We start from the raw sequence: 20,382 nt of genomic DNA, 5'->3' as shown, positions 1-20,382 counted from the left end.
AGTTCTGTCCTATGAATGCAATTTCACTTGCGGTTGATCAATTTGTGGCAGTCTTGACGATTCACAATCCGCCGGCAAACGCGCTTTCAAGCCGGATATTAGAAGAGCTGTCTTCCTGTCTTGATCAATGTGAGACAGATGCAGGCGTACGAAGCATTATCATTCACGGCGAGGGAAGATTTTTCTCAGCCGGCGCTGATATTAAAGAATTTACATCGCTTAAAGGCAATGAGGATTCCTCATTGCTCGCTGAGCGCGGCCAGCAGTTAATGGAGAGAATCGAAAGTTTTCCAAAACCGATTATCGCAGCGATTCACGGCGCTGCTCTCGGAGGCGGGCTGGAGCTTGCAATGGCCTGTCACATCAGAATCGCGGCAGAAGATGCTAAGCTGGGGCTCCCGGAGCTTAATCTCGGTATCATTCCAGGTTTTGCGGGGACACAGCGCCTTCCGAGATATGTCGGTACAGCCAAAGCACTGGAGCTCATCGGATCAGGAGAACCGATATCCGGAAAAGAAGCGCTTGATCTCGGACTTGTCTCAATTGGAGCGAAAGATGAGGCAGAAGTGATTGAAAAAGCAAAAGCACTTGCCGCTAAGTTTGCAGAGAAAAGCCCGCAAACGCTGGCATCTTTGCTTGAACTTCTTTATTCCAACAAGGTGTATTCCTATGAAGGCAGCTTAAAGCTTGAAGCAAAGCGATTTGGGGAAGCATTTGAGTCAGAGGACGCCAAGGAAGGCATCCAGGCATTTCTCGAAAAAAGAAAGCCTCAGTTCAAAGGCGAATAAAAGGGGATATGATCATGAATCTATTTGTACTGATGAAACGGACGTTTGACACAGAAGAAAAAATCGTCATTGAAACAGGAAAGATTCAGGATGACGGAGCGGAATGGATCATTAATCCATATGATGAGTACGCGATAGAAGAAGCCATCCAGCTGAAGGAAAAGCATGGCGGCACGATCACCGCTGTCACGGTCGGCGGTGAAGAAGCGGAGAAAGAATTGCGTACGGCGCTTGCCATGGGTTGTGACCAAGCTGTTTTAATCAACATAGAAGATGATCTTGAAGAACCCGACCAATATTCCATTTCTCAAGTTTTATACCACTATATGAAGGATCAGGAGTTTGATTTGATTCTCGGCGGAAATGTTGCCATTGACGGAGGATCAGGACAAGTGGCGCCTCGGCTTGCCGAGCTACTGGACATTCCGTGTATCACTACGATCACCAAACTCGAAATCAACGGCACTGATGCAGAAGCAGAAAGGGACGTCGAAGGGGATGTTGAAAAAATCAAAACGACGCTCCCATTGCTTGTCACAGCTCAGCAGGGCTTAAACGAGCCGCGCTATCCATCGCTTCCGGGAATTATGAAGGCTAAGAAAAAGCCGCTTGAAGAGCTTGAACTTGATGATCTTGATCTGGACGAAGAGGATGCTGAACCAAAGCTGAAAACCATTGAACGTTTTCTGCCGCCGAAAAAAGAAGCCGGGAAGCTTCTCCAAGGTGAGCCTGCTGAACAGGCAAAAGAGCTTGTTTCATTGCTCCGCAGCGAAGCTAAAGTCATTTAAAACTTGGACATTCAAAGAAACAGGGGGATGTTAGAATGGGAAAAAAAGTGATCGTGCTTGGAGAAATACGCGATGGGGAATTGCGAAATGTCACCTTTGAAGCAATAGCTGCAGGAAGAACCATTTCAGGAGATGGGGAAGTCATCGGTGTTCTCATCGGTGAAAATGTACAAAGCATTGCACAAGAGCTTATTCATTACGGAGCAGATAAAGTTCTTACCGCTGAGGACCCGAAGCTGAAAACATACACGGCAGACGGGTACAGCCAGGTCATGAGAGGTGTTATCGAGCAAGAAAATCCTGATTCAGTCATCTTCGGGCATACGGCAATGGGCAAGGATCTTTCACCGAAGCTTGCTGCCCGGCTGCAAACAGGCTTAATTTCTGATGCTATAGATGTAAGCGTTACCGGAGGAAATGTTGTGTTCACACGGCCGATTTACTCGGGGAAAGCTTTTGAACGTGTCATTTCAACCGATCCGATGATCTTTGCAACAATTCGCCCCAATAACATTCAAGCTTCAGAAAAAGACACCAGCAGGTCGGGAAGCATCGAAAGCATAAATGTCTCTCTTACTGACCTTCGCACCGTGATTCAAGAGGTCGTGAAAAAAACGGCGGACGGTGTTGATCTCTCCGAAGCGAAAATTATCGTTGCGGGCGGCCGAGGAGTCAAAAGCAAGGAGGGATTTCAGCCTCTGCAGGAGCTTGCAGAGGTGCTAGGGGCCGCAGTCGGGGCTTCTCGCGGGGCATGTGACGCTGATTATTGCGATTACGCTCTTCAAATCGGGCAGACGGGGAAAGTCGTCACTCCGGATTTGTACATTGCATGCGGCATTTCCGGTGCCATCCAGCATTTGGCCGGCATGTCAAACAGCAAGGTGATCGTCGCCATCAATAAAGATCCCGAAGCCGATATCTTTAAAATAGCGGATTACGGCATCGTCGGTGATTTATTTGAAGTTGTCCCGTTATTAACTGAGGAATTCAAACAGTTGAATATACACTCATAAAGGAAATCCCGGACTTTAAAAGTCCGGGTTTTTATATTTGTAAATACATACGCACAAATATAAATGAGATAGAAAATGTCGTTGACATGTACGAACATATATAATATGGTTACTTTAAAAGCGCTTACATTCATGCTGACTCCTCAGGCAAAAGACAGATCACATATTTGACTGTGGTGCTTTTCATATCCGTATGAAAGGAATGATCAGAGGCATGTCTGAACATCAAGCAGTGATTCAAACAGATATCGTAAAAGGAACCATTAACAAAAATATATACGGTCATTTTGCTGAGCATTTAGGAAGAGGGATTTATGAGGGGATCTGGGTTGGAACGGACTCAGACATCCCCAATATCAACGGGATACGAAAGGACGTGCTGGAGGCGCTCAAACAGCTGCACATTCCTGTCCTCAGGTGGCCGGGCGGGTGTTTTGCGGACGAATACCATTGGGCAAACGGTGTCGGTGACCGTAAGACAATGCTGAACACTCACTGGGGCGGTACAATTGAATCAAATGAATTCGGAACGCATGAATTTATGATGCTTTGCGAGCTGCTTGAATGCGAGCCATATATTTGCGGCAATGTCGGAAGCGGAACCGTTCAGGAAATGTCGGAGTGGATTGAGTATATGACATTTGAAGAAGGCACGCCGATGTCAGACTGGAGAAAGCAAAATGGAAGAGAAGAGCCTTGGAAGCTGAAATATTTCGGCGTGGGCAATGAAAACTGGGGCTGCGGCGGCAACATGCATCCCGAATACTACGCAGATCTGTACCGGCGTTTTCAGACTTATGTCCGCAATTACAGCGGGAATGACATTTATAAAATTGCAGGCGGCGCAAATGTGGATGATTTTAATTGGACGGACGTGCTTATGAAAAAAGCCGCTGGCCTGATGGACGGGTTGAGTCTTCATTATTACACGATTCCGGGGGATTTCTGGAAGGGCAAAGGATCAGCCACAGAATTCACGGAAGATGAGTGGTTTATTACGATGAAAAAAGCCAAATACATCGATGAATTGATTCAAAAACACGGCACGATCATGGACCGGTACGATCCGGAGCAGCGGGTCGGGCTGATTATTGATGAATGGGGCACTTGGTTTGATCCCGAGCCAGGCACGAATCCCGGTTTCTTATATCAGCAAAACACCATTCGTGATGCACTGGTGGCGGCTTCTCATTTCCACATTTTCCATCAGCATTGCCGCCGGGTGCAAATGGCCAACATCGCCCAAACAGTAAACGTTCTACAAGCGATGATTTTGACTGAGGGCGAGCGGATGCTTTTGACACCGACGTACCATGTATTCAATATGTTTAAGGTGCACCAGGACGCTTCTCTTTTAGCAACAGAGACAATGTCTGCCGACTATGAATGGAAGGGTGAAACGCTTCCGCAAATCAGCATTTCAGCGTCGAAACAAGCTGAAGGTGATATCAATATCACTATTTGCAACATCGATCACCAAAACAAAGCGGAGGCGGAAATCGAGCTGAGAGGCCTACACAAGGCAGCGGACCATTCCGGAGTCATTCTTACGGCAGAAAAAATGAATGCGCATAACACGTTTGACGATCCTCATCATGTCAAACCGGAATCCTTCAGACAATACACGCTCAGCAAAAACAAACTGAAAGTAAAACTCCCGCCAATGTCAGTCGTCTTACTTACGCTGCGTGCTGATTCTTAATCGCGCAAGAGCGCCGGAGCTTCATGCCGGCGCTCTTTTTCAGGTTTTAAAACAGCTCCGGCAGGGCATGGTAAAGTACATGACAGTGAAGAGGAGATGTGATCTTATGCTTCGTACCATTTTAATGATTATTGGGGCAATTGTAGTGATCGGGGCCATTATCAGATTTGTGTTTTAAAAAAAGAGCATATCCCATTCAACCATATAAAAATGAGTAAACCGGCTGTGATCAGGAAAAAATAATTTGTAAGCATTAAAATAGCGTGAACGAATGGGAGATGCTATACTAAAAATCATCATTTCACATTGGAGGAATTCAATAATGGCTATCGTAAAAGCAACTGATCAATCTTTCTCAGCTGAAACAAGCGAAGGCGTCGTACTGGCAGACTTCTGGGCTCCTTGGTGCGGACCTTGTAAAATGATTGCACCTGTTCTTGAAGAATTGGATCAAGAAATGGGAGACAAACTGAAAATCGTAAAAATCGATGTAGACGAAAACCAAGAAACTGCCGGAAAATACGGCGTTATGAGCATCCCGACTCTTCTTGTGTTAAAAGACGGCGAAGTAGTTGAAACTTCAGTCGGCTTCAAACCAAAAGAAGCGCTTCAAGAGCTTGTAAACAAACATCTTTAATTTTCCGCTGCTTACATGCCAGAGCGATTCCGATTGAGGGATCGCTTTTTTTATTCGCCAATTGTGAACCATAGAGAAAAACAAACGTTCGTGTTAAACTGGAAATAAAGGATTAAACATAAGGAAGGGTAACATATGAACAAACAACTGAAAGAAAAACTCGCTCTCCTTCCTGATCAACCGGGTTGTTATCTCATGAAGGACCGGCAGCAGACTGTGATCTACGTAGGGAAAGCAAAAGTGCTGAAAAACAGAGTGCGCTCCTACTTCACCGGTTCTCACGACGCGAAAACCCAAAGGCTTGTGACGGAAATCGAGGATTTTGAATATATCGTGACGTCCTCCAATCTTGAAGCGCTTATTTTAGAAATGAATCTGATCAAAAAGCATGATCCGAAATACAACGTCATGCTCAAAGACGACAAAACCTATCCTTTCATAAAACTCACCCATGAACGCCACCCAAGGCTGATTGTCACCCGCAATGTCAAAAAAGACAAAGGGCGCTATTTCGGGCCGTATCCGAATGTACAGGCAGCAAGGGAAACAAAAAAACTGCTCGACCGTCTGTATCCTCTCAGAAAATGCTCCAAGCTCCCGGACAGAGTGTGCCTTTACTATCATCTGGGCCAATGCCTCGCTCCGTGTGTAAAGGATATTTCCGAAGAGACGAACAGAGAGCTGGTTGAAAGCATTACACGTTTCTTAAGGGGCGGCTATAATGAGGTCAAAAAAGAGCTTGAAGAGAAAATGCATGAAGCTGCTGAGAATCTTGAGTTTGAACGAGCAAAAGAGCTTCGTGACCAAATGGCCCATATTGAATCAACGATGGAAAAACAAAAAATGACGATGAACGATCTAGTCGACCGTGATGTGTTCGCGTACGCGTACGATAAGGGCTGGATGTGCGTGCAGGTCTTTTTCATCCGCCAAGGAAAGCTCATTGAACGCGATGTCAGCATGTTCCCGCTTTATCAGGAAGCAGATGAAGAGTTCCTCACGTTCATCGGGCAGTTCTATTCAAAAAACAACCACTTCCTTCCGAAGGAGATTTTAGTTCCGGACAGCGTAGATCAATCTATGATCGAGCAGCTGCTGGAAACAAACGTTCACCAGCCGAAAAAAGGCCCGAAAAAAGAACTGCTCATGCTTGCCCATAAAAATGCGAAAATCGCATTGAAAGAAAAATTCTCTTTAATCGAACGGGACGAGGAGCGTTCAATCGGGGCAGTGCAGAAACTAGGTGAGGCATTAAATATTTATACGCCGCACAGAATTGAAGCGTTTGATAACTCAAATATACAGGGGACAAACCCGGTTTCCGCGATGATTGTGTTTATCGATGGCAAACCATACAAAAAGGAATACCGCAAATATAAAATCAAAACTGTTACAGGGCCGGATGATTACGGTTCTATGAGAGAGGTTGTCAGAAGACGCTATACGAGAGTGCTTCGTGAGAATCTGCCGCTGCCCGATCTGATTATCATTGACGGAGGAAAAGGGCAGATCAACGCAGCAAGGGATGTCATTGAAAATGAACTCGGCTTGGATATCCCGATCGCCGGTCTAGCGAAAGATGAAAAACACAGAACCTCAAATTTACTGATCGGTGAGCCGCTGGAGGTAGTGTATCTGGAACGAAACAGCCAGGAATTTTACCTCCTGCAGCGCATTCAAGACGAGGTGCACCGTTTTGCAATCAGTTTTCACAGGCAAATCCGCGGAAAAAGCGCGTTTCAATCCGTTTTGGACGACATCCCGGGTATCGGAGAGAAAAGAAAGAAAATGCTGTTAAAGCATTTCGGTTCCGTTAAAAAAATGAAGGAAGCAAGCCTTGAGGACATCAAAAAAGCCGGTGTTCCCACAGCGGCGGCTCAGCTCCTTTACGACAAATTGCAAAAATAATGTTGTCCTTTTAAATAAGATCTGATAAAATGTGAACTAATTTCATAGTTAGATCGTGTTATATGGTGAAGATAGAGGTGCGAACTTCAAGAGTATGCCTTTGGAGAAAGATGGATTCTGTGAAAAAGGCTGAAAGGGGAGCGTCGCCGAAGCAAATAAAACCCCATCGGTATTATTTGCTGGCCGTGCATTGAATAAATGTAAGGCTGTCAAGAAATCATTTTCTTGGAGGGCTATCTCGTTGTTCATAATCATTTATGATGATTAATTGATAAGCAATGAGAGTATTCCTCTCATTGCTTTTTTTATTGTGGACAAAGCGCTCTTTCTCCTCACCCGCACGAACCAAAATGTAAAGGGTGGTAATACATGGGTCTTATTGTACAAAAATTCGGAGGCACTTCCGTCGGCTCAGTCGAAAAAATTCAAAATGCGGCAAACCGCGCAATTGCAGAAAAACAGAAAGGCCATCAAGTCGTTGTCGTCGTTTCAGCAATGGGAAAATCCACTGACGAATTGGTCAGCCTTGCAAAAGCTATTTCTGACCAGCCGAGCAAACGCGAAATGGATATGCTGCTGGCGACAGGCGAGCAGGTCACGATTTCACTCCTTTCAATGGCATTGCAGGAAAAAGGCTATGACGCTGTGTCTTATACTGGCTGGCAGGCGGGAATCCGTACGGAGGCCATTCACGGAAACGCCAGAATTACAGATATCGACACTTCGGTTTTAGCAGACCAGCTTGAAAAAGGAAAAATTGTCATTGTTGCAGGATTTCAAGGCATGACAGAGGATTGTGAAATTACGACATTGGGCCGGGGCGGTTCAGATACAACAGCAGTTGCTTTGGCTGCCGCTTTAAAAGCTGATAAATGTGACATATACACAGACGTGCCAGGCGTGTTTACAACCGATCCGCGCTATGTGAAATCAGCGAGAAAACTTGAGGGCATCTCATACGATGAAATGCTTGAACTTGCCAATTTAGGCGCCGGTGTTCTTCATCCGAGAGCAGTTGAGTTCGCGAAAAATTACCAAGTGCCGTTAGAAGTGCGTTCAAGTACAGAAACCGAAGCGGGAACATTAATTGAGGAGGAATCATCCATGGAACAGAATTTAATTGTCAGAGGCATTGCATTTGAAGATCAAATCACAAGAGTAACCATTTACGGGCTGACTAGCGGCCTGACAACTTTGTCTACTATTTTTACAACACTTGCCAAAAGAAACATAAACGTGGATATCATTATCCAAACGCAGGCCGAGGACAAGACTGGAATTTCCTTCTCTGTCAAAACAGAAGATGCAGACCAAACCGTTGCGGTGCTTGAAGAGTATAAAGACGCGCTGGAATTTGAGAAAATCGAGACAGAAAGCAAATTGGCTAAAGTATCTATTGTTGGATCCGGCATGGTCTCAAATCCCGGTGTAGCGGCTGAAATGTTTGCTGTACTGGCGCAAAAAAACATTTTAATCAAAATGGTCAGCACATCTGAAATCAAAGTGTCAACAGTCGTAAGCGAAAATGACATGGTGAAAGCAGTCGAGTCGCTTCACGATGCATTTGAGCTTTCAAAACACCCTTCAGCTGTGTAATGACAATCAAAAAGGCGGGACTATGCAGTCACCGCCTTTTTGATTACACTGGGTCTTTCATATCCCATTTCACAGTCAGAACCACTTTATCGGCTCTCTTTTTCACTTGTTCATATGATTCGGCAATCTGATCATTCATCAATTGAATTTGTTCAGCGATAAAACCAGCCTCCAGCTGAAAGCAAGGTTCTTTCTGATGTTTAAGCCGGTTGGAAATGATCGGCCCTTCAAGTTCAAATTCAAGCTCCTGTTTTTTAGCGCTTACGTTGGTGAGGGTTCCCCAGCCCGCTTCTTCAAAGAAGGCCGGAAATTCCTCCCATGATTCAAGAGGAAACTTACGGGCGAGATGTTTTCCTGCCCAATACATCATGGAAGAGTAATCTTGGCCAAGCATATCTGGGAGAACGATCTCTCGTATTAGTTCGTAGGCATAGGCGTTCATTTCAATTTCTTTTAGGTTGTCAATAGATGCTTCAAATTTAGACTTCATATCTGTCTCCCCTCTCTCCTGCGTATATTATAGCTTAAACAGGGGGGAGGATTACAGAATGATCCTGTAATTCTTATGAAAAATTAAGCAAGAAATATATATTGATAAAATAAAATTTTTCAATCAACTAATCAATTCGGAAAATTATAATTTATGTACGCGTTTTCTTGACGCCCTTTTGAGGGAGGAGTAAAATGAAATTGTCAATAAATCTTAATAAAGTGCTTACAATTGAAAGAAGTGGGGGAAGAGATTTAGCACATTTCGCACTTATCAAACAGGGGGTAAAGTAATGTCTGGGAACAGAGAGTTTTATTTTCGAAGATTGCATTCCTTGCTTGGCGTCATACCGGTCGGCATCTTTCTTATTCAGCATTTAGTCGTCAACCAGTTTGCCGCAAGGGGCGCTGAAGCATTCAATAGCGCTGCTCATTTTATGGATAGCCTGCCTTTCAGGTATGCCTTGGAAATTTTTATTATCTTCTTACCATTAATTTATCATGCAGTTTATGGTGTGTACATAGCGTTTACTGCGAAAAATAACGCAGGCCAATACAGCTACATGAGAAACTGGCTATTCGTCCTGCAGCGTGTAACCGGTATCATCACCCTCATTTTTGTCAGCTGGCACGTGTGGGAAACCCGCATTGCCGCACAAATGGGCGCTGAGGTCAATTTCGACATGATGGCGAATATTTTGAGCTCTCCGGCTATGCTTGGTTTTTACATTGTCGGTGTTTTATCAACAATTTTCCACTTCTCGAACGGTTTATGGTCTTTCGCTGTTACTTGGGGCATCACGGTAACGCCTCGTTCTCAAAGAATTTCGACATACGTTACGCTGATTATTTTTGTTGCACTGTCATACGTAGGCTTAAAAGCGATTTTTGCATTTGTTTAAGAGTACTAGATTACTAGAGGGAGAGGGGCTATCATGAGTCAATCAAGCATTATCGTAGTCGGCGGGGGTCTTGCCGGCCTCATGGCGACAATTAAAGCAGCGGAATCAGGAATGGCGGTTAAGTTGTTTTCCATCGTTCCTGTCAAACGTTCTCATTCGGTTTGTGCGCAAGGCGGCATAAACGGAGCGGTCAATACAAAAGGGGAAGGTGACTCTCCGTGGGAACATTTTGATGACACGGTATACGGGGGAGACTTTCTTGCCAACCAGCCGCCGGTCAAGGCGATGTGTGAAGCGGCGCCTTCAATCATCCACTTATTAGACCGGATGGGCGTCATGTTTAACCGGACGCCTGAAGGCCTGCTTGATTTCCGCCGATTCGGGGGTACACAGCACCACAGAACTGCTTATGCTGGTGCGACAACGGGACAGCAGCTGCTTTACGCACTGGACGAGCAAGTGCGCAGATACGAAGTTGCGGGTCTGGTCACAAAATACGAAGGCTGGGAATTCCTTGGCGCTGTTTTAGATGATGACAGAACCTGCCGTGGAATTGTTGCACAAAACCTGACAAACATGCAAATTGAATCCTTCCGTTCAGACGCTGTCATTATGGCGACGGGCGGACCGGGAATCATCTTTGGAAAATCAACGAACTCCATGATTAATACAGGATCTGCTGCGTCAATCGTTTATCAGCAGGGAGCGTATTATGCAAACGGAGAATTCATTCAAATCCACCCGACAGCCATACCGGGCGATGACAAATTAAGACTGATGAGTGAATCAGCGCGTGGTGAAGGCGGGCGCGTGTGGACATATAAAGACGGCAAACCATGGTATTTCCTGGAGGAAAAATATCCGGCATACGGAAACCTGGTGCCGCGTGATATTGCGACACGCGAAATATTTGATGTGTGTGTGAACCAGAAGCTCGGCATTAACGGTGAAAACATGGTATATCTCGATCTGTCTCATAAAGATCCGAAAGAGCTTGATATTAAGCTTGGCGGCATCATTGAGATTTATGAGAAATTCATGGGAGACGACCCGCGTAAGCTCCCAATGAAAATCTTCCCGGCGGTCCATTATTCTATGGGCGGTTTATGGGTAGATTACGATCAAATGACAAACATCCCTGGACTGTTTGCGGCTGGGGAATGTGATTATTCTATGCACGGCGGCAACCGCTTGGGAGCGAACTCCCTGCTGTCTGCGATTTACGGAGGCATGGTGGCCGGTCCGAATGCGGTGAAATATGTAAACGGCTTAGAATCTTCAGCGGAAGACATGTCTTCATCTTTATTCGACGCTCACGTTAAGAAAGAAGAAGAAAAATGGGCTGATATTATGAGTATGGACGGAACCGAAAATGCCTATGTTCTTCACAAAGAGCTCGGTGAGTGGATGACGGCGAACGTAACGGTTGTCCGCCATAATGACAAGCTTTTGAAAACGGATGACAAAATTCAGGAGTTAATGGAGCGCTTCAAAAAGATCAACATCAATGACACGACAAAATGGAGCAACCAGGGAGCGATGTTCACACGCCAGTTCTCGAACATGCTTCAGCTTGCGAGGGTGATTACCCTTGGCGCATACAACCGTAATGAAAGCCGGGGCGCCCATTATAAACCGGATTATCCTGAACGTAATGATGACGAATGGCTCAAAACAACAATGGCTAAACATGTAAGCCCGTATGAAGCGCCGGAATTTGAGTATCAGGATGTCGATGTATCACTGATAACGCCTCGGAAACGGGATTACTCGAAGAAGAAGGTGGCGAAATAATCATGAGTGAACAAAAAACCATACGATTTATTATCACACGTCAAGATACAGCCGACAGCACGCCTTACGATGAAGAATTTGAGATTCCATACCGCCCGAATCTGAACGTCATTTCCGCTCTGATGGAAATCCGCCGGAATCCGGTTAATGTCAAAGGTGAGAAGACAACCCCTGTCACATGGGATATGAACTGTCTTGAGGAAGTATGCGGCGCATGTTCAATGGTCATAAACGGAAAACCCCGCCAGTCTTGCACGGCGCTTATCGACCAGCTTGAACAGCCGATCCGTTTAAAACCAATGAAAACATTCCCAGTTGTTCGTGATTTGCAGGTTGATCGCAGCAGAATGTTTGATTCATTGAAAAAAGTAAAAGCGTGGATACCGATTGACGGTACGTACGATTTAGGACCGGGGCCGAGAATGCCGGAAAAACGCCGTCAATGGGCATATGAATTATCAAAATGCATGACATGCGGCGTCTGCCTCGAAGCTTGCCCGAATGTGAACAGCAAATCGAAGTTCATGGGGCCTGCACCGATGTCGCAAGTCCGCCTGTTTAACGCGCATCCGACAGGCGCCATGAATAAATCTGAACGATTAGAAGCATTAATGGATGAAGGCGGCCTTGCAGATTGCGGCAACTCGCAAAACTGTGTTCAATCCTGTCCGAAGGGGATTCCGCTTACCACTTCGATTGCAGCCTTGAATAGAGATACAAACTTACAAGCGTTCCGCAATTTCTTCGGAAGCGACAGAGTATAAGAAGAAAAAACCTCTTCCGCATGGGAGAGGTTTTTTTAAACAATAAGGAGATGAAAAAAGATGAAGCTTCCCGCTTATATTGATATGCCGTTTCAAGAATGGAAAACATCCTTTTCTTTTTTCAATGAGGTATCCGTAAGATTTTCGGAGACAGACATGTTTGGGCATATGAATAATGTAACCCCTTTTATATATTTTGAGGAGGCGCGGATTTCTTATTTTAAAAAGTTGAATATGATGAGTGAAAACAAACAGACCATGACAGTCGTGGCAAGCCAGCAATGCGATTATTTGCGCCAAGTCATGCCTTATGAAGAGTTGCGCATCTATGTGAAAACAAGCGCAGTCGGCAGTTCATCTCTTACCTTGCACTATCTCGGAGAGAACCTCGAAGGCGAGCCCTGCTTCACCGGGGCAGTCGTGATGGTTCAAGTCTCAAAGGAAAGCGGCAAAGCTGTCAGCTGGACAGATGAGGAGAAAGAAACGCTTCTTCATACACGATAAACTAATTATCTTGTAAACGTCACCTCCTGCGCCCTTCTTACATATGATATCTCGACTATATCAAAACCCATTCGTTTCTGATTCGCTCTCACCTTAGCAAGGAGGGTTACAATACTTGAAGGAGAAAGAATTTCAATCGAAGCCGCTGCTAACGAAAAGAGAAAGAGAAGTGTTCGAATTGCTCGTTCAAGATAAGACAACAAAGGAGATTGCAAGCGAGCTATTTATCAGTGAGAAAACCGTTCGAAACCATATTTCAAATGCCATGCAGAAATTGGGTGTGAAAGGGCGTTCGCAAGCCGTTGTTGAGCTTCTTAGAATGGGTGAGCTAGAGCTTTAATCCTTGCCGGTATTCCTTCTTTTGGAAGGAGCCGGTTATTGCTGTTTGTTTGGAACATTCGAAACCATATTTGGAATGCTGTGCAAAACGTAGGCAAGTCATAAATTAAATTTTATTTCTTGATGTTGTTTGACTAAAGTCCTCTATTTCTCTCCTGCGAGTCTTGCATTTTCTTCAAAAAAGAAGGAAAATAGACACGGAACGCTTTTGTGCGTAAGAGATCCTTGAGTGAGGGATGGACAAATGACATCAAAACCTTTGGAGCATGTTGCGGATATTGAAAAGTCACTCCGCCACATTGCCGCGATCATTAAGCAAAAAGGACGAGAAATCCTTAATCAATATGCGATTACGCCGCCGCAATTTGTCGGCTTGCAATGGCTTTATGAATTAGGAGATATGACAATCGGTGAATTATCGGGCAAAATGTATCTGGCATGCAGCACGACAACGGACTTAATCGACCGCATGCAAAAAAATGAGCTTGTTGAGCGGGTCAAGGACCCGGCGGACAGACGTGTCGTCCGGATACATCTGCTGCCTGAAGGAGAACGGATTATCCAAGAGGTCATTACAAAAAGACAGGAATATCTGCGTGATATGTTCGAATCGTTTACAGATGAAGAAATAGCCATCTTCGAAAAATCTTTGATGAAACTGCAGCATGAAATGAAGAGAAAATGAGGCGATTTTGTTGGAACAACCAATAGGAGTCATTGATTCCGGGGTTGGCGGTTTAACCGTTGCGAAGGAAATCATGAGACAGCTACCTAAAGAAAATATTATCTACGTCGGGGATACGAAACGGTGTCCTTATGGGCCGCGCCCTGAAGAAGAGGTGCTTCAATATACGTGGGAGCTGACGAATTATTTACTCGAAAACCACCACATCAAAATGCTCGTGATCGCCTGTAACACAGCAACAGCGATCGCATTGGATGACATCCAGCGAAGCGTCGGTATACCGGTGGTCGGAGTGATCCAGCCTGGTGCGAGAGCAGCGATAAAAGTGACGGATAATCAGCATATCGGTGTCATCGGCACAGAGAATACGATTAAGAGCAATGCATACGAAGAGGCGCTTTTGGCATTAAACCCTGATCTGAAGGTTGAAAACCTTGCCTGCCCGCTGCTTGTGCCTTTTGTAGAAAGCGGGAAGTTTCTCGACAAAACAGCAGACGAGATTGTCAAAACCTCGCTGTATCCGTTAAAAGACACATCGATTGATTCGCTGATTTTAGGCTGCACCCACTATCCCATTTTGAAAGAAGCCATTCAAAGATATATGGGAGAACACGTTAACATTATTTCGTCCGGCGATGAAACAGCCCGGGAAGTCAGCACGATTCTCTCGTATAAAGGGCTGCTGAACCAGTCTGCGAATGCCCCGGATCATCAATTCCTGACAACAGGGGCGCGTGATCAGTTTGCAAAAATCGCAGACGATTGGTTTGGCCATGAAGTCGGCCATGTGGAATGCATCTCACTGCAAGAACCGATTAGAAGATAGTTTTCCCCGCAACGGTATGTTGCGGGTTTTTTTCTGTTTTGCCGGAATTCTTCGGTCTATTTCCTAAAGAGGCTCGTATACATAATAGTACAAACATCCTTAGGAGGGAAAAGTATGCTGAAAAAAGGACCTGCAGTCATTGGTGCCACTTGTCTCACCTCTGCCTTGCTTTTATCCGGATGCGGTTTGTTTCAATCTGATAAGGCAGCCGAGGAAATTGATCCGCCTCAAGATGTTACATTCGTGAACGATGAAGCGGGTGCCAATTCAAATACAACAGCAGCCAAAAAAACAGAAAGCGAAAAAAGCGATACAGCAAAAGCGGATCAAGCCTCATCTACTGTTATGAGGGAGCTTTATCTCATTGATAAAAACGGGTATGTTGTTGCGCAAACGCTGCCTCTCCCTAAAAGTGAGAGCACGGCTAAGCAGGCGCTTGAATACCTCGTACAGGGCGGGCCTGTGTCTGAAATTCTTCCGAATGGCTTCAGAGCTGTATTGCCGGCTGACACCACCGTTAACGTTGACATCAAAAAAGATGGAACCGCGATAGCTGATTTCTCTAATGAGTTCAAAAATTATAAGAAAGAAGACGAACAGAAAATCGTTCAATCTGTGACGTGGACGCTGACGCAATTTAGTTCGATAGATAAAGTGAAGCTGAGAATAAACGGGCATGAACTGAAGGAGATGCCTGTAGGAGGGACGCCGATCTCAGATGATTTAAGCCGCAAAGACGGCATTAATTTGGAGACAGCCGGTGTAAATGATCTCACTGCTACCCATCCGCTGACAGTCTACTACTTGGCGGAAAACGAAGACAGTGAATACTACGTGCCGGTGACCAAACGAATCGACAATTCGGAAAAAGACGACATTACGGCAGCCATTAATGAATTGGCTAAAGGGCCAAGCAAGGTGAGCGGGCTGTTAACAGACTTCAGTGAAGATGTAAAGCTGGTCAGCAAACCGAAAATCAAAGACGGGCGCGTGACGTTGGATTTCAATCAATCTATATTCGGCAGCGCCGATGAGAAGACGAAAATGATTTCTTCAGAAGTGCTGAACAGCATTGTGCTGACGTTAACGGAGCAGCCGGATGTAAAAAGCGTCTCTGTTAAAGTGAACGGAAAATCAGAGCTTGTAAATGAAAAAGGCGAAAAGCTCACAGAACCGGTCTCCAGACCTTCTCAAGTGAATACGGGTAGTTTTTAAATTGGGATTTTTGATATACTAGGAAGAAAGAGGTTAGCGTTCCGGCTGCCTCTTTCTTTATTCAATTCCGGGACAAAAATGGTTTATGTACATACAATCGGAGGTAAAACATGAGACATGACGGAAGACAACACGATGAGCTGCGTCCAATCACATTCGATTTGGATTTTATCAGCCATCCGGAAGGTTCTGTTCTAATAACAGCGGGAAATACAAAGGTAATCTGCAACGCGTCTGTTGAGGACCGCGTACCGCCGTTTTTGCGGGGCGGAGGGAAAGGCTGGATTACAGCAGAGTACAGCATGCTGCCGCGGGCAACAAACCAAAGAACAATCAGAGAATCTTCTAAGGGGAAAATTTCCGGCAGAACAATGGAGATCCAACGCCTGATCGGCCGCGCGCTTCGAGCTGTTGTAGATCTGGAAAAGCTCGGTGAACGGACGATTTGGATTGACTGTGATGTCATTCAAGCTGATGGAGGAACTAGAACAGCTTCCATTACAGGCGCATTTCTTGCTATGGCGATTGCGATTGGCAAGCTGATCAAAGCAGGAACAATCAAGACAAATCCGATCACTGATTTTCTTGCTGCAATCTCTGTTGGAATTGATAAGGAACAGGGAATTTTGTTAGATTTAAATTATGAAGAAGATTCCTCTGCTGAAGTTGACATGAATGTCATCATGACAGGCAGCGGCCGTTTTGTGGAATTGCAGGGAACCGGGGAAGAGGCAACTTTTTCTAGAGAGGATCTGAACGGTCTTCTGGGTCTTGCGGAAAAAGGAATCCAAGAGCTGATTGACAAGCAAAAAGAAGTGCTGGGTGATTCTCTGCCAGAACTGAAATAAAGACAGAAAGGCTTGATCATCATGAAAGAAGCAATTATTGCAACACATAATCCGGGAAAAGTGAAGGAATTCAAAGAAATTCTTGAGCCAAGAGGCTATGATGTCAAATCTTTAGCTGAAATTGGATTCACAGAGGAAATTGAAGAAACAGGCCATACATTTGAAGAAAATGCCATTATGAAAGCGGAAGCTGTTGCCAAAGCAGTGAACAAAATGGTGATTGCGGATGACTCCGGACTATCCATCGATAATCTTGGCGGCAGACCCGGGGTTTATTCAGCCCGCTATGCAGGGGAACAGAAAGACGACCAGGCAAATATCGAAAAAGTGCTCAGCGAGCTGAAAGGTATCGAAAAAGAACAGCGCACCGCCCGTTTCCGCTGCGCACTGGCCGTGAGTATTCCCGGAGAGGAAACAAAAACAGTCGAAGGCCATGTTGAAGGGTATATTGCTGAAGAACCGAGAGGAGAATATGGCTTTGGCTATGACCCAATTTTTATCGTGAAAGATAAAGATAAGACGATGGCTGAACTGACAAGTGATGAAAAAAATAAAATCAGCCATAGGGCTGACGCGCTTAAAAAGCTGTCTAAGCTTTTGGAGGCATAAGGAGGAAGCTTGTACATGAACGTGCTGATTATCAGTGACAGCCATGGGCTTGAAGAAGAACTCCAAACCATTGCGAAATGGCATGAGGCAGAAGTTGATCTCATGATTCATTGCGGGGACTCTGAGCTTGAGACGAGGCATCCTGCATTGGAGCCTTATGCGGTTGTAAAAGGCAATTGCGATTTTGCCGGCGATTTTAAGGACGAGCTTCTTCTGACTGCCGGCTCAAGAAAAATACTAGTCACACACGGCCACCTTCACGGTATAAAACAGACCTTGTTAAACGTATACTATCGTGCAGAGGAGCTCGGGGCGGATGTTATCTGCTTCGGGCATTCGCACATCGCGGGAAGCGAAGTGCTGCGCGGAAAACTGATGATTAACCCAGGCAGCATCCGGCTTCCGAGGGTGCGCAGGACAGAAAGCTATGCTATACTGACATTAGAAAATGATGCTGCGACAGTCCGTTTTTACGACCAAGCAGGCAATGAAATTGAGGATCTGCAAAATCGAGTCACACTATGAAAATGTCATGAGGAAGAAAATTTTCTTCCTCATGAAAAAAATTCTAAAAAACCGTTGACTTATTATTGCATCCCATATATAATAAATCTTGTCGCTGATAGTTAAAGCGAAAAACAAAAAAACAAAACGTGTCCCAGTAGCTCAGCTGGATAGAGCAACGGCCTTCTAAGCCGTCGGTCGGGAGTTCGAATCTCTCCTGGGACGTACCAAAAGAAAAACCTCAAATCCATTTAGGATTTGAGGTTTTTTGTTGTCGGTCTATGATTTTCATTTGTTATTTAACGGATCATCATCCAAGCCGTCAACTTTTCCTTCTTTATTCAGACGAGGTTCTTCTTTTTTCACAGTTTCAGAAATATGTTCATTTTCTTCAACAGTGCGTTTGCCGACAACCACTTCATCAGTGACAACCGGTTTTTTAGTCACTTCCAGCTTTTCCTCAACGATTGGAACTCTGATCTCTTCCGAATCGTTGACGGGAGCAGCGTCCGTTTTATTTTCATCCACTGGACGGCGTTCGACATAAATTTCATCATGTCTCACCGGAATGTCCATATCTCTTTTTTCTGTTTTCACTTCTTTTCCTATTTCTACTTCGCCGGTTTGAACGTCTTCCTTATCGACCTTCAGCTGTTCTTCCCGGAGCGGCATCGTTTTTTCTTCTTTCGTTGTATAATCCAATTCATTTGTGCTTGAAAAGCCGCCTGAAAGGGCATTGCCGTTATCAATAGGAGCAATTACATCTGCATCTGTATCGACGGCTACCAGAAGTTTTCCGTCATCCAAATCTTCTTGATACTTGTCTATTTCATCAGTTTTAATATCCAAGTCGGATAATGCTTTGCTGTGTGTAGCAGTATCATCCATTGTGAAATAATCTTTCAGTTTATCGAAAAAAGATTCAGATTCGTCCTGATGTGCATCGATAGCTTGATTGACTTCTGTTCCTGTACGTGACTCCAAATAATCTGTATCTCGCCGGCTTGTCACAACAGAAATGTCATCAGAATCATAGCCTTTTGTAAGTAAGCCTTCAATCGCTGCGATGGTTTCCTGCGGAGTTTCATATACACCAACTATGCTTTTCATATCAATCTCCTCCTTTATGAATTTGCATGATATCGTTCATGTCGTTTGTAATTCCCGCTGTTCTTTGAATTAAACAAAATTGAAAACATTGGCGTGTATCATAAAGGTGAAAAATGTGTGAATATAAAAAAAGATAGATAAGACAGACCTTCCCCTGCACTTATCTATCCTTATAAAGCCGTCTCACAATTTCTTCGTCATAAACACACTGTTTGGATCTTCACCGTAGTCTGCAAACGGTTCACAATACTGGAAACCGAAGCTTTCATACAATTTTCTTGCCGGCTCAAATGAAGCCATTGAACCCGTTTCTAAGCTTAACCGCTCATAGCCTCGCTTCTCGGCTTCTTCAATGATGTGCTGGAGAACTTGTTTGGCAACGCCTTTTCTTAAATGTGATGCAGATGTTCGCATTGATTTGATTTCTCCATGCCGGGTGTCCAGTTCTTTTAGCGCTCCGCAGCCAGCTAGTTCATCACCTTCCCATGCGCTCCAAAATGTTATTTCAGGCCCTCTTAGTTTTTCTAGACCTAAGGCATGAATGCTTTCTGGCGGGGACATAAGCGTCATGCTATGTAAATGCTCATTCACCAGTGAAACCACCTGACGTCCAGTTAAATCGTCTATTTTTATATGCAATTTTATTCCTCCTCGAAAACTTACGGATTGTGCAGAATATCGTTCAATTCATCTTAATCATATTCCATCCTGTTTCCAAATATAAAGACAGAAAATGTGACTGTACTTGTGAAGTCGTTTTAAAACAATAAAAGGACCGCAATAGATGTTCGGCCCTTGTGGTATTCTTTAATATCTAAAGCCTCCGTGTACGCCTGGCGCCCCGCTGAATCCGCCGGCATGTATCGCTGGAGCACTTAAGCTGCCGCCATGGCCGCTAAAGCCTGCACCTGAAAATTGCTGTCCGTAAAATCCTGAAGCGTATGGGAATGAGGAGTACATTCCAGAGGGAGTGGTTAACGGGCTGTATGCCTGACTGAACGGCTGTCCGTATCCGTAGCCTCCAAATGGCTGCTGGCTTTGCTGGTAAAAGGGAGGGACAGCAGGATAGTACTGCTGCGGAAAGTTGGGGAAGCTTGGAAAGCCCGCAGGAAATCCTTGCATGTCTGCAAATGATTTATTCATCGTATCACCTTTTCTTTGCAAGATATCATTAATGTATGCCGAGGGAACAAGAGAAGTGCCTATCCGAAATTGAAATGGATTGCAAGATGATCTGTCAGACTCAATCCATATACGAACCATATCGTGTTATAAAATCTTCCATGTTTATATAAAATTAAATAATTCTGGTGTATTCTTGATAGATTAATAAAAAAATTATAAAAACTTTTAACATTTGC

22 protein-coding genes, 1 tRNA gene and 1 riboswitch are annotated in these 20,382 nt (G+C 44.7%); of the genes, 19 read left to right on the top strand and 4 right to left on the bottom strand.

Annotation, left to right across the window (positions count from 1 at the left end; genetic code table 11):
* Positions 1–11: 11 nt before the first annotated feature.
* From bslm_RS13825 to bslm_RS13795, 7 genes are all read left to right on the top strand, one after another.
* Complete coding sequence (locus tag bslm_RS13825; RefSeq protein WP_003229549.1) at positions 12–788, top strand: enoyl-CoA hydratase; 777 nt, start codon at positions 12–14, stop codon at positions 786–788.
* A 14-nt stretch (positions 789–802) separates the two neighbouring features.
* Positions 803–1,576: an electron transfer flavoprotein subunit beta gene (gene etfB, locus bslm_RS13820; RefSeq protein WP_014480500.1), complete on the top strand. Its 774-nt coding sequence runs from the start codon at positions 803–805 to the stop codon at positions 1,574–1,576.
* Between the two features lie 35 nt (positions 1,577–1,611).
* Positions 1,612–2,589, top strand: coding sequence for an electron transfer flavoprotein subunit alpha (etfA, locus tag bslm_RS13815; protein ID WP_003229553.1), 978 nt, complete (start codon positions 1,612–1,614; stop codon positions 2,587–2,589).
* A 214-nt stretch (positions 2,590–2,803) separates the two neighbouring features.
* Complete coding sequence (abfB, locus tag bslm_RS13810) at positions 2,804–4,291, top strand: alpha-L-arabinofuranosidase AbfB (RefSeq protein ID WP_026009861.1); 1,488 nt, start codon at positions 2,804–2,806, stop codon at positions 4,289–4,291.
* 322 nt (positions 4,292–4,613) lie between these two features.
* Positions 4,614–4,928: a thioredoxin gene (gene trxA, locus bslm_RS13805; protein ID WP_003222500.1), complete on the top strand. Its 315-nt coding sequence runs from the start codon at positions 4,614–4,616 to the stop codon at positions 4,926–4,928.
* Between the two features lie 135 nt (positions 4,929–5,063).
* Positions 5,064–6,836, top strand: coding sequence for an excinuclease ABC subunit UvrC (gene uvrC / locus bslm_RS13800; RefSeq protein ID WP_044052482.1), 1,773 nt, complete (start codon positions 5,064–5,066; stop codon positions 6,834–6,836).
* A gap of 64 nt (positions 6,837–6,900) precedes the next feature.
* Positions 6,901–7,080: riboswitch (Lysine riboswitch) on the top strand.
* A 125-nt stretch (positions 7,081–7,205) separates the two neighbouring features.
* Positions 7,206–8,432: an aspartate kinase gene (locus tag bslm_RS13795; protein ID WP_003229564.1), complete on the top strand. Its 1,227-nt coding sequence runs from the start codon at positions 7,206–7,208 to the stop codon at positions 8,430–8,432.
* A 43-nt stretch (positions 8,433–8,475) separates the two neighbouring features.
* On the opposite strand, the gene bslm_RS13790 is transcribed toward bslm_RS13795, so the two are convergent.
* On the bottom strand, positions 8,476–8,922 hold the full coding sequence (locus bslm_RS13790) for a YslB family protein (RefSeq protein WP_003222508.1): 447 nt from the start codon (positions 8,920–8,922) through the stop codon (positions 8,476–8,478).
* A gap of 292 nt (positions 8,923–9,214) precedes the next feature.
* On the opposite strand from bslm_RS13790, the gene sdhC reads away from it, so the two are divergent.
* The 12 genes from sdhC (at position 9,215) to bslm_RS13730 (ending at position 18,136) form a co-directional block, all read left to right on the top strand.
* Positions 9,215–9,823: a succinate dehydrogenase cytochrome B558 gene (gene sdhC, locus bslm_RS13785; protein WP_003222512.1), complete on the top strand. Its 609-nt coding sequence runs from the start codon at positions 9,215–9,217 to the stop codon at positions 9,821–9,823.
* A 33-nt stretch (positions 9,824–9,856) separates the two neighbouring features.
* A complete protein-coding gene (gene sdhA, locus bslm_RS13780; protein WP_003229567.1) occupies positions 9,857–11,617 on the top strand; it encodes a succinate dehydrogenase flavoprotein subunit in 1,761 nt (586 codons plus the stop codon).
* 2 nt (positions 11,618–11,619) lie between these two features.
* The gene (gene sdhB / locus bslm_RS13775; RefSeq protein ID WP_003229569.1) at positions 11,620–12,381 is read left to right on the top strand and encodes a succinate dehydrogenase iron-sulfur subunit; all 762 of its coding nucleotides are present in this window, start codon (positions 11,620–11,622) and stop codon (positions 12,379–12,381) included.
* A 60-nt stretch (positions 12,382–12,441) separates the two neighbouring features.
* Positions 12,442–12,885 carry an acyl-CoA thioesterase gene (locus tag bslm_RS13770; protein WP_015251520.1) on the top strand — a complete coding sequence of 148 codons (444 nt, stop codon included), beginning with the start codon at positions 12,442–12,444 and terminating at the stop codon, positions 12,883–12,885.
* Between the two features lie 115 nt (positions 12,886–13,000).
* Complete coding sequence (gerE, locus tag bslm_RS13765) at positions 13,001–13,225, top strand: spore germination transcription factor GerE (protein WP_003184172.1); 225 nt, start codon at positions 13,001–13,003, stop codon at positions 13,223–13,225.
* Positions 13,226–13,468: 243 nt separating this feature from the next.
* Entirely contained in the window at positions 13,469–13,909 is a 441-nt protein-coding gene (locus tag bslm_RS13760) for a MarR family winged helix-turn-helix transcriptional regulator (protein WP_003229573.1), read from the top strand.
* A gap of 7 nt (positions 13,910–13,916) precedes the next feature.
* On the top strand, positions 13,917–14,735 hold the full coding sequence (gene racE, locus bslm_RS13755; protein ID WP_015251521.1) for a glutamate racemase: 819 nt from the start codon (positions 13,917–13,919) through the stop codon (positions 14,733–14,735).
* Between the two features lie 114 nt (positions 14,736–14,849).
* On the top strand, positions 14,850–15,950 hold the full coding sequence (gene gerM / locus bslm_RS13750) for a spore germination protein GerM (RefSeq protein WP_003229578.1): 1,101 nt from the start codon (positions 14,850–14,852) through the stop codon (positions 15,948–15,950).
* 110 nt (positions 15,951–16,060) lie between these two features.
* Positions 16,061–16,798 (top strand): ribonuclease PH, encoded by a 738-nt coding sequence (gene rph, locus bslm_RS13745; protein WP_003246039.1) that lies wholly within the window; start codon positions 16,061–16,063, stop codon positions 16,796–16,798.
* A 12-nt stretch (positions 16,799–16,810) separates the two neighbouring features.
* On the top strand, positions 16,811–17,407 hold the full coding sequence (locus bslm_RS13740; RefSeq protein ID WP_010886588.1) for an XTP/dITP diphosphatase: 597 nt from the start codon (positions 16,811–16,813) through the stop codon (positions 17,405–17,407).
* A 15-nt stretch (positions 17,408–17,422) separates the two neighbouring features.
* Complete coding sequence (locus tag bslm_RS13735) at positions 17,423–17,932, top strand: metallophosphoesterase (RefSeq protein WP_046381254.1); 510 nt, start codon at positions 17,423–17,425, stop codon at positions 17,930–17,932.
* A gap of 130 nt (positions 17,933–18,062) precedes the next feature.
* A tRNA-Arg gene (locus tag bslm_RS13730) sits at positions 18,063–18,136 on the top strand.
* Positions 18,137–18,199: 63 nt separating this feature from the next.
* Here bslm_RS13730 and bslm_RS13725 read toward each other — a convergent pair.
* From bslm_RS13725 to cotQ, 3 genes are all read right to left on the bottom strand, one after another.
* A complete protein-coding gene (locus tag bslm_RS13725) occupies positions 18,200–19,021 on the bottom strand; it encodes a YsnF/AvaK domain-containing protein (RefSeq protein ID WP_003229586.1) in 822 nt (273 codons plus the stop codon).
* 183 nt (positions 19,022–19,204) lie between these two features.
* Entirely contained in the window at positions 19,205–19,660 is a 456-nt protein-coding gene (locus bslm_RS13720) for a GNAT family N-acetyltransferase (protein WP_004399128.1), read from the bottom strand.
* Between the two features lie 168 nt (positions 19,661–19,828).
* A complete protein-coding gene (gene cotQ, locus bslm_RS13715) occupies positions 19,829–20,164 on the bottom strand; it encodes an inner spore coat protein CotQ (protein WP_004398743.1) in 336 nt (111 codons plus the stop codon).
* Positions 20,165–20,382: the final 218 nt, after the last annotated feature.

The organism is Bacillus sp. LM 4-2 (assembly GCF_000978495.1).
GTDB lineage: Bacteria > Bacillota > Bacilli > Bacillales > Bacillaceae > Bacillus > Bacillus subtilis.
This window is presented reverse-complemented; position numbering and strand designations above follow the sequence as displayed.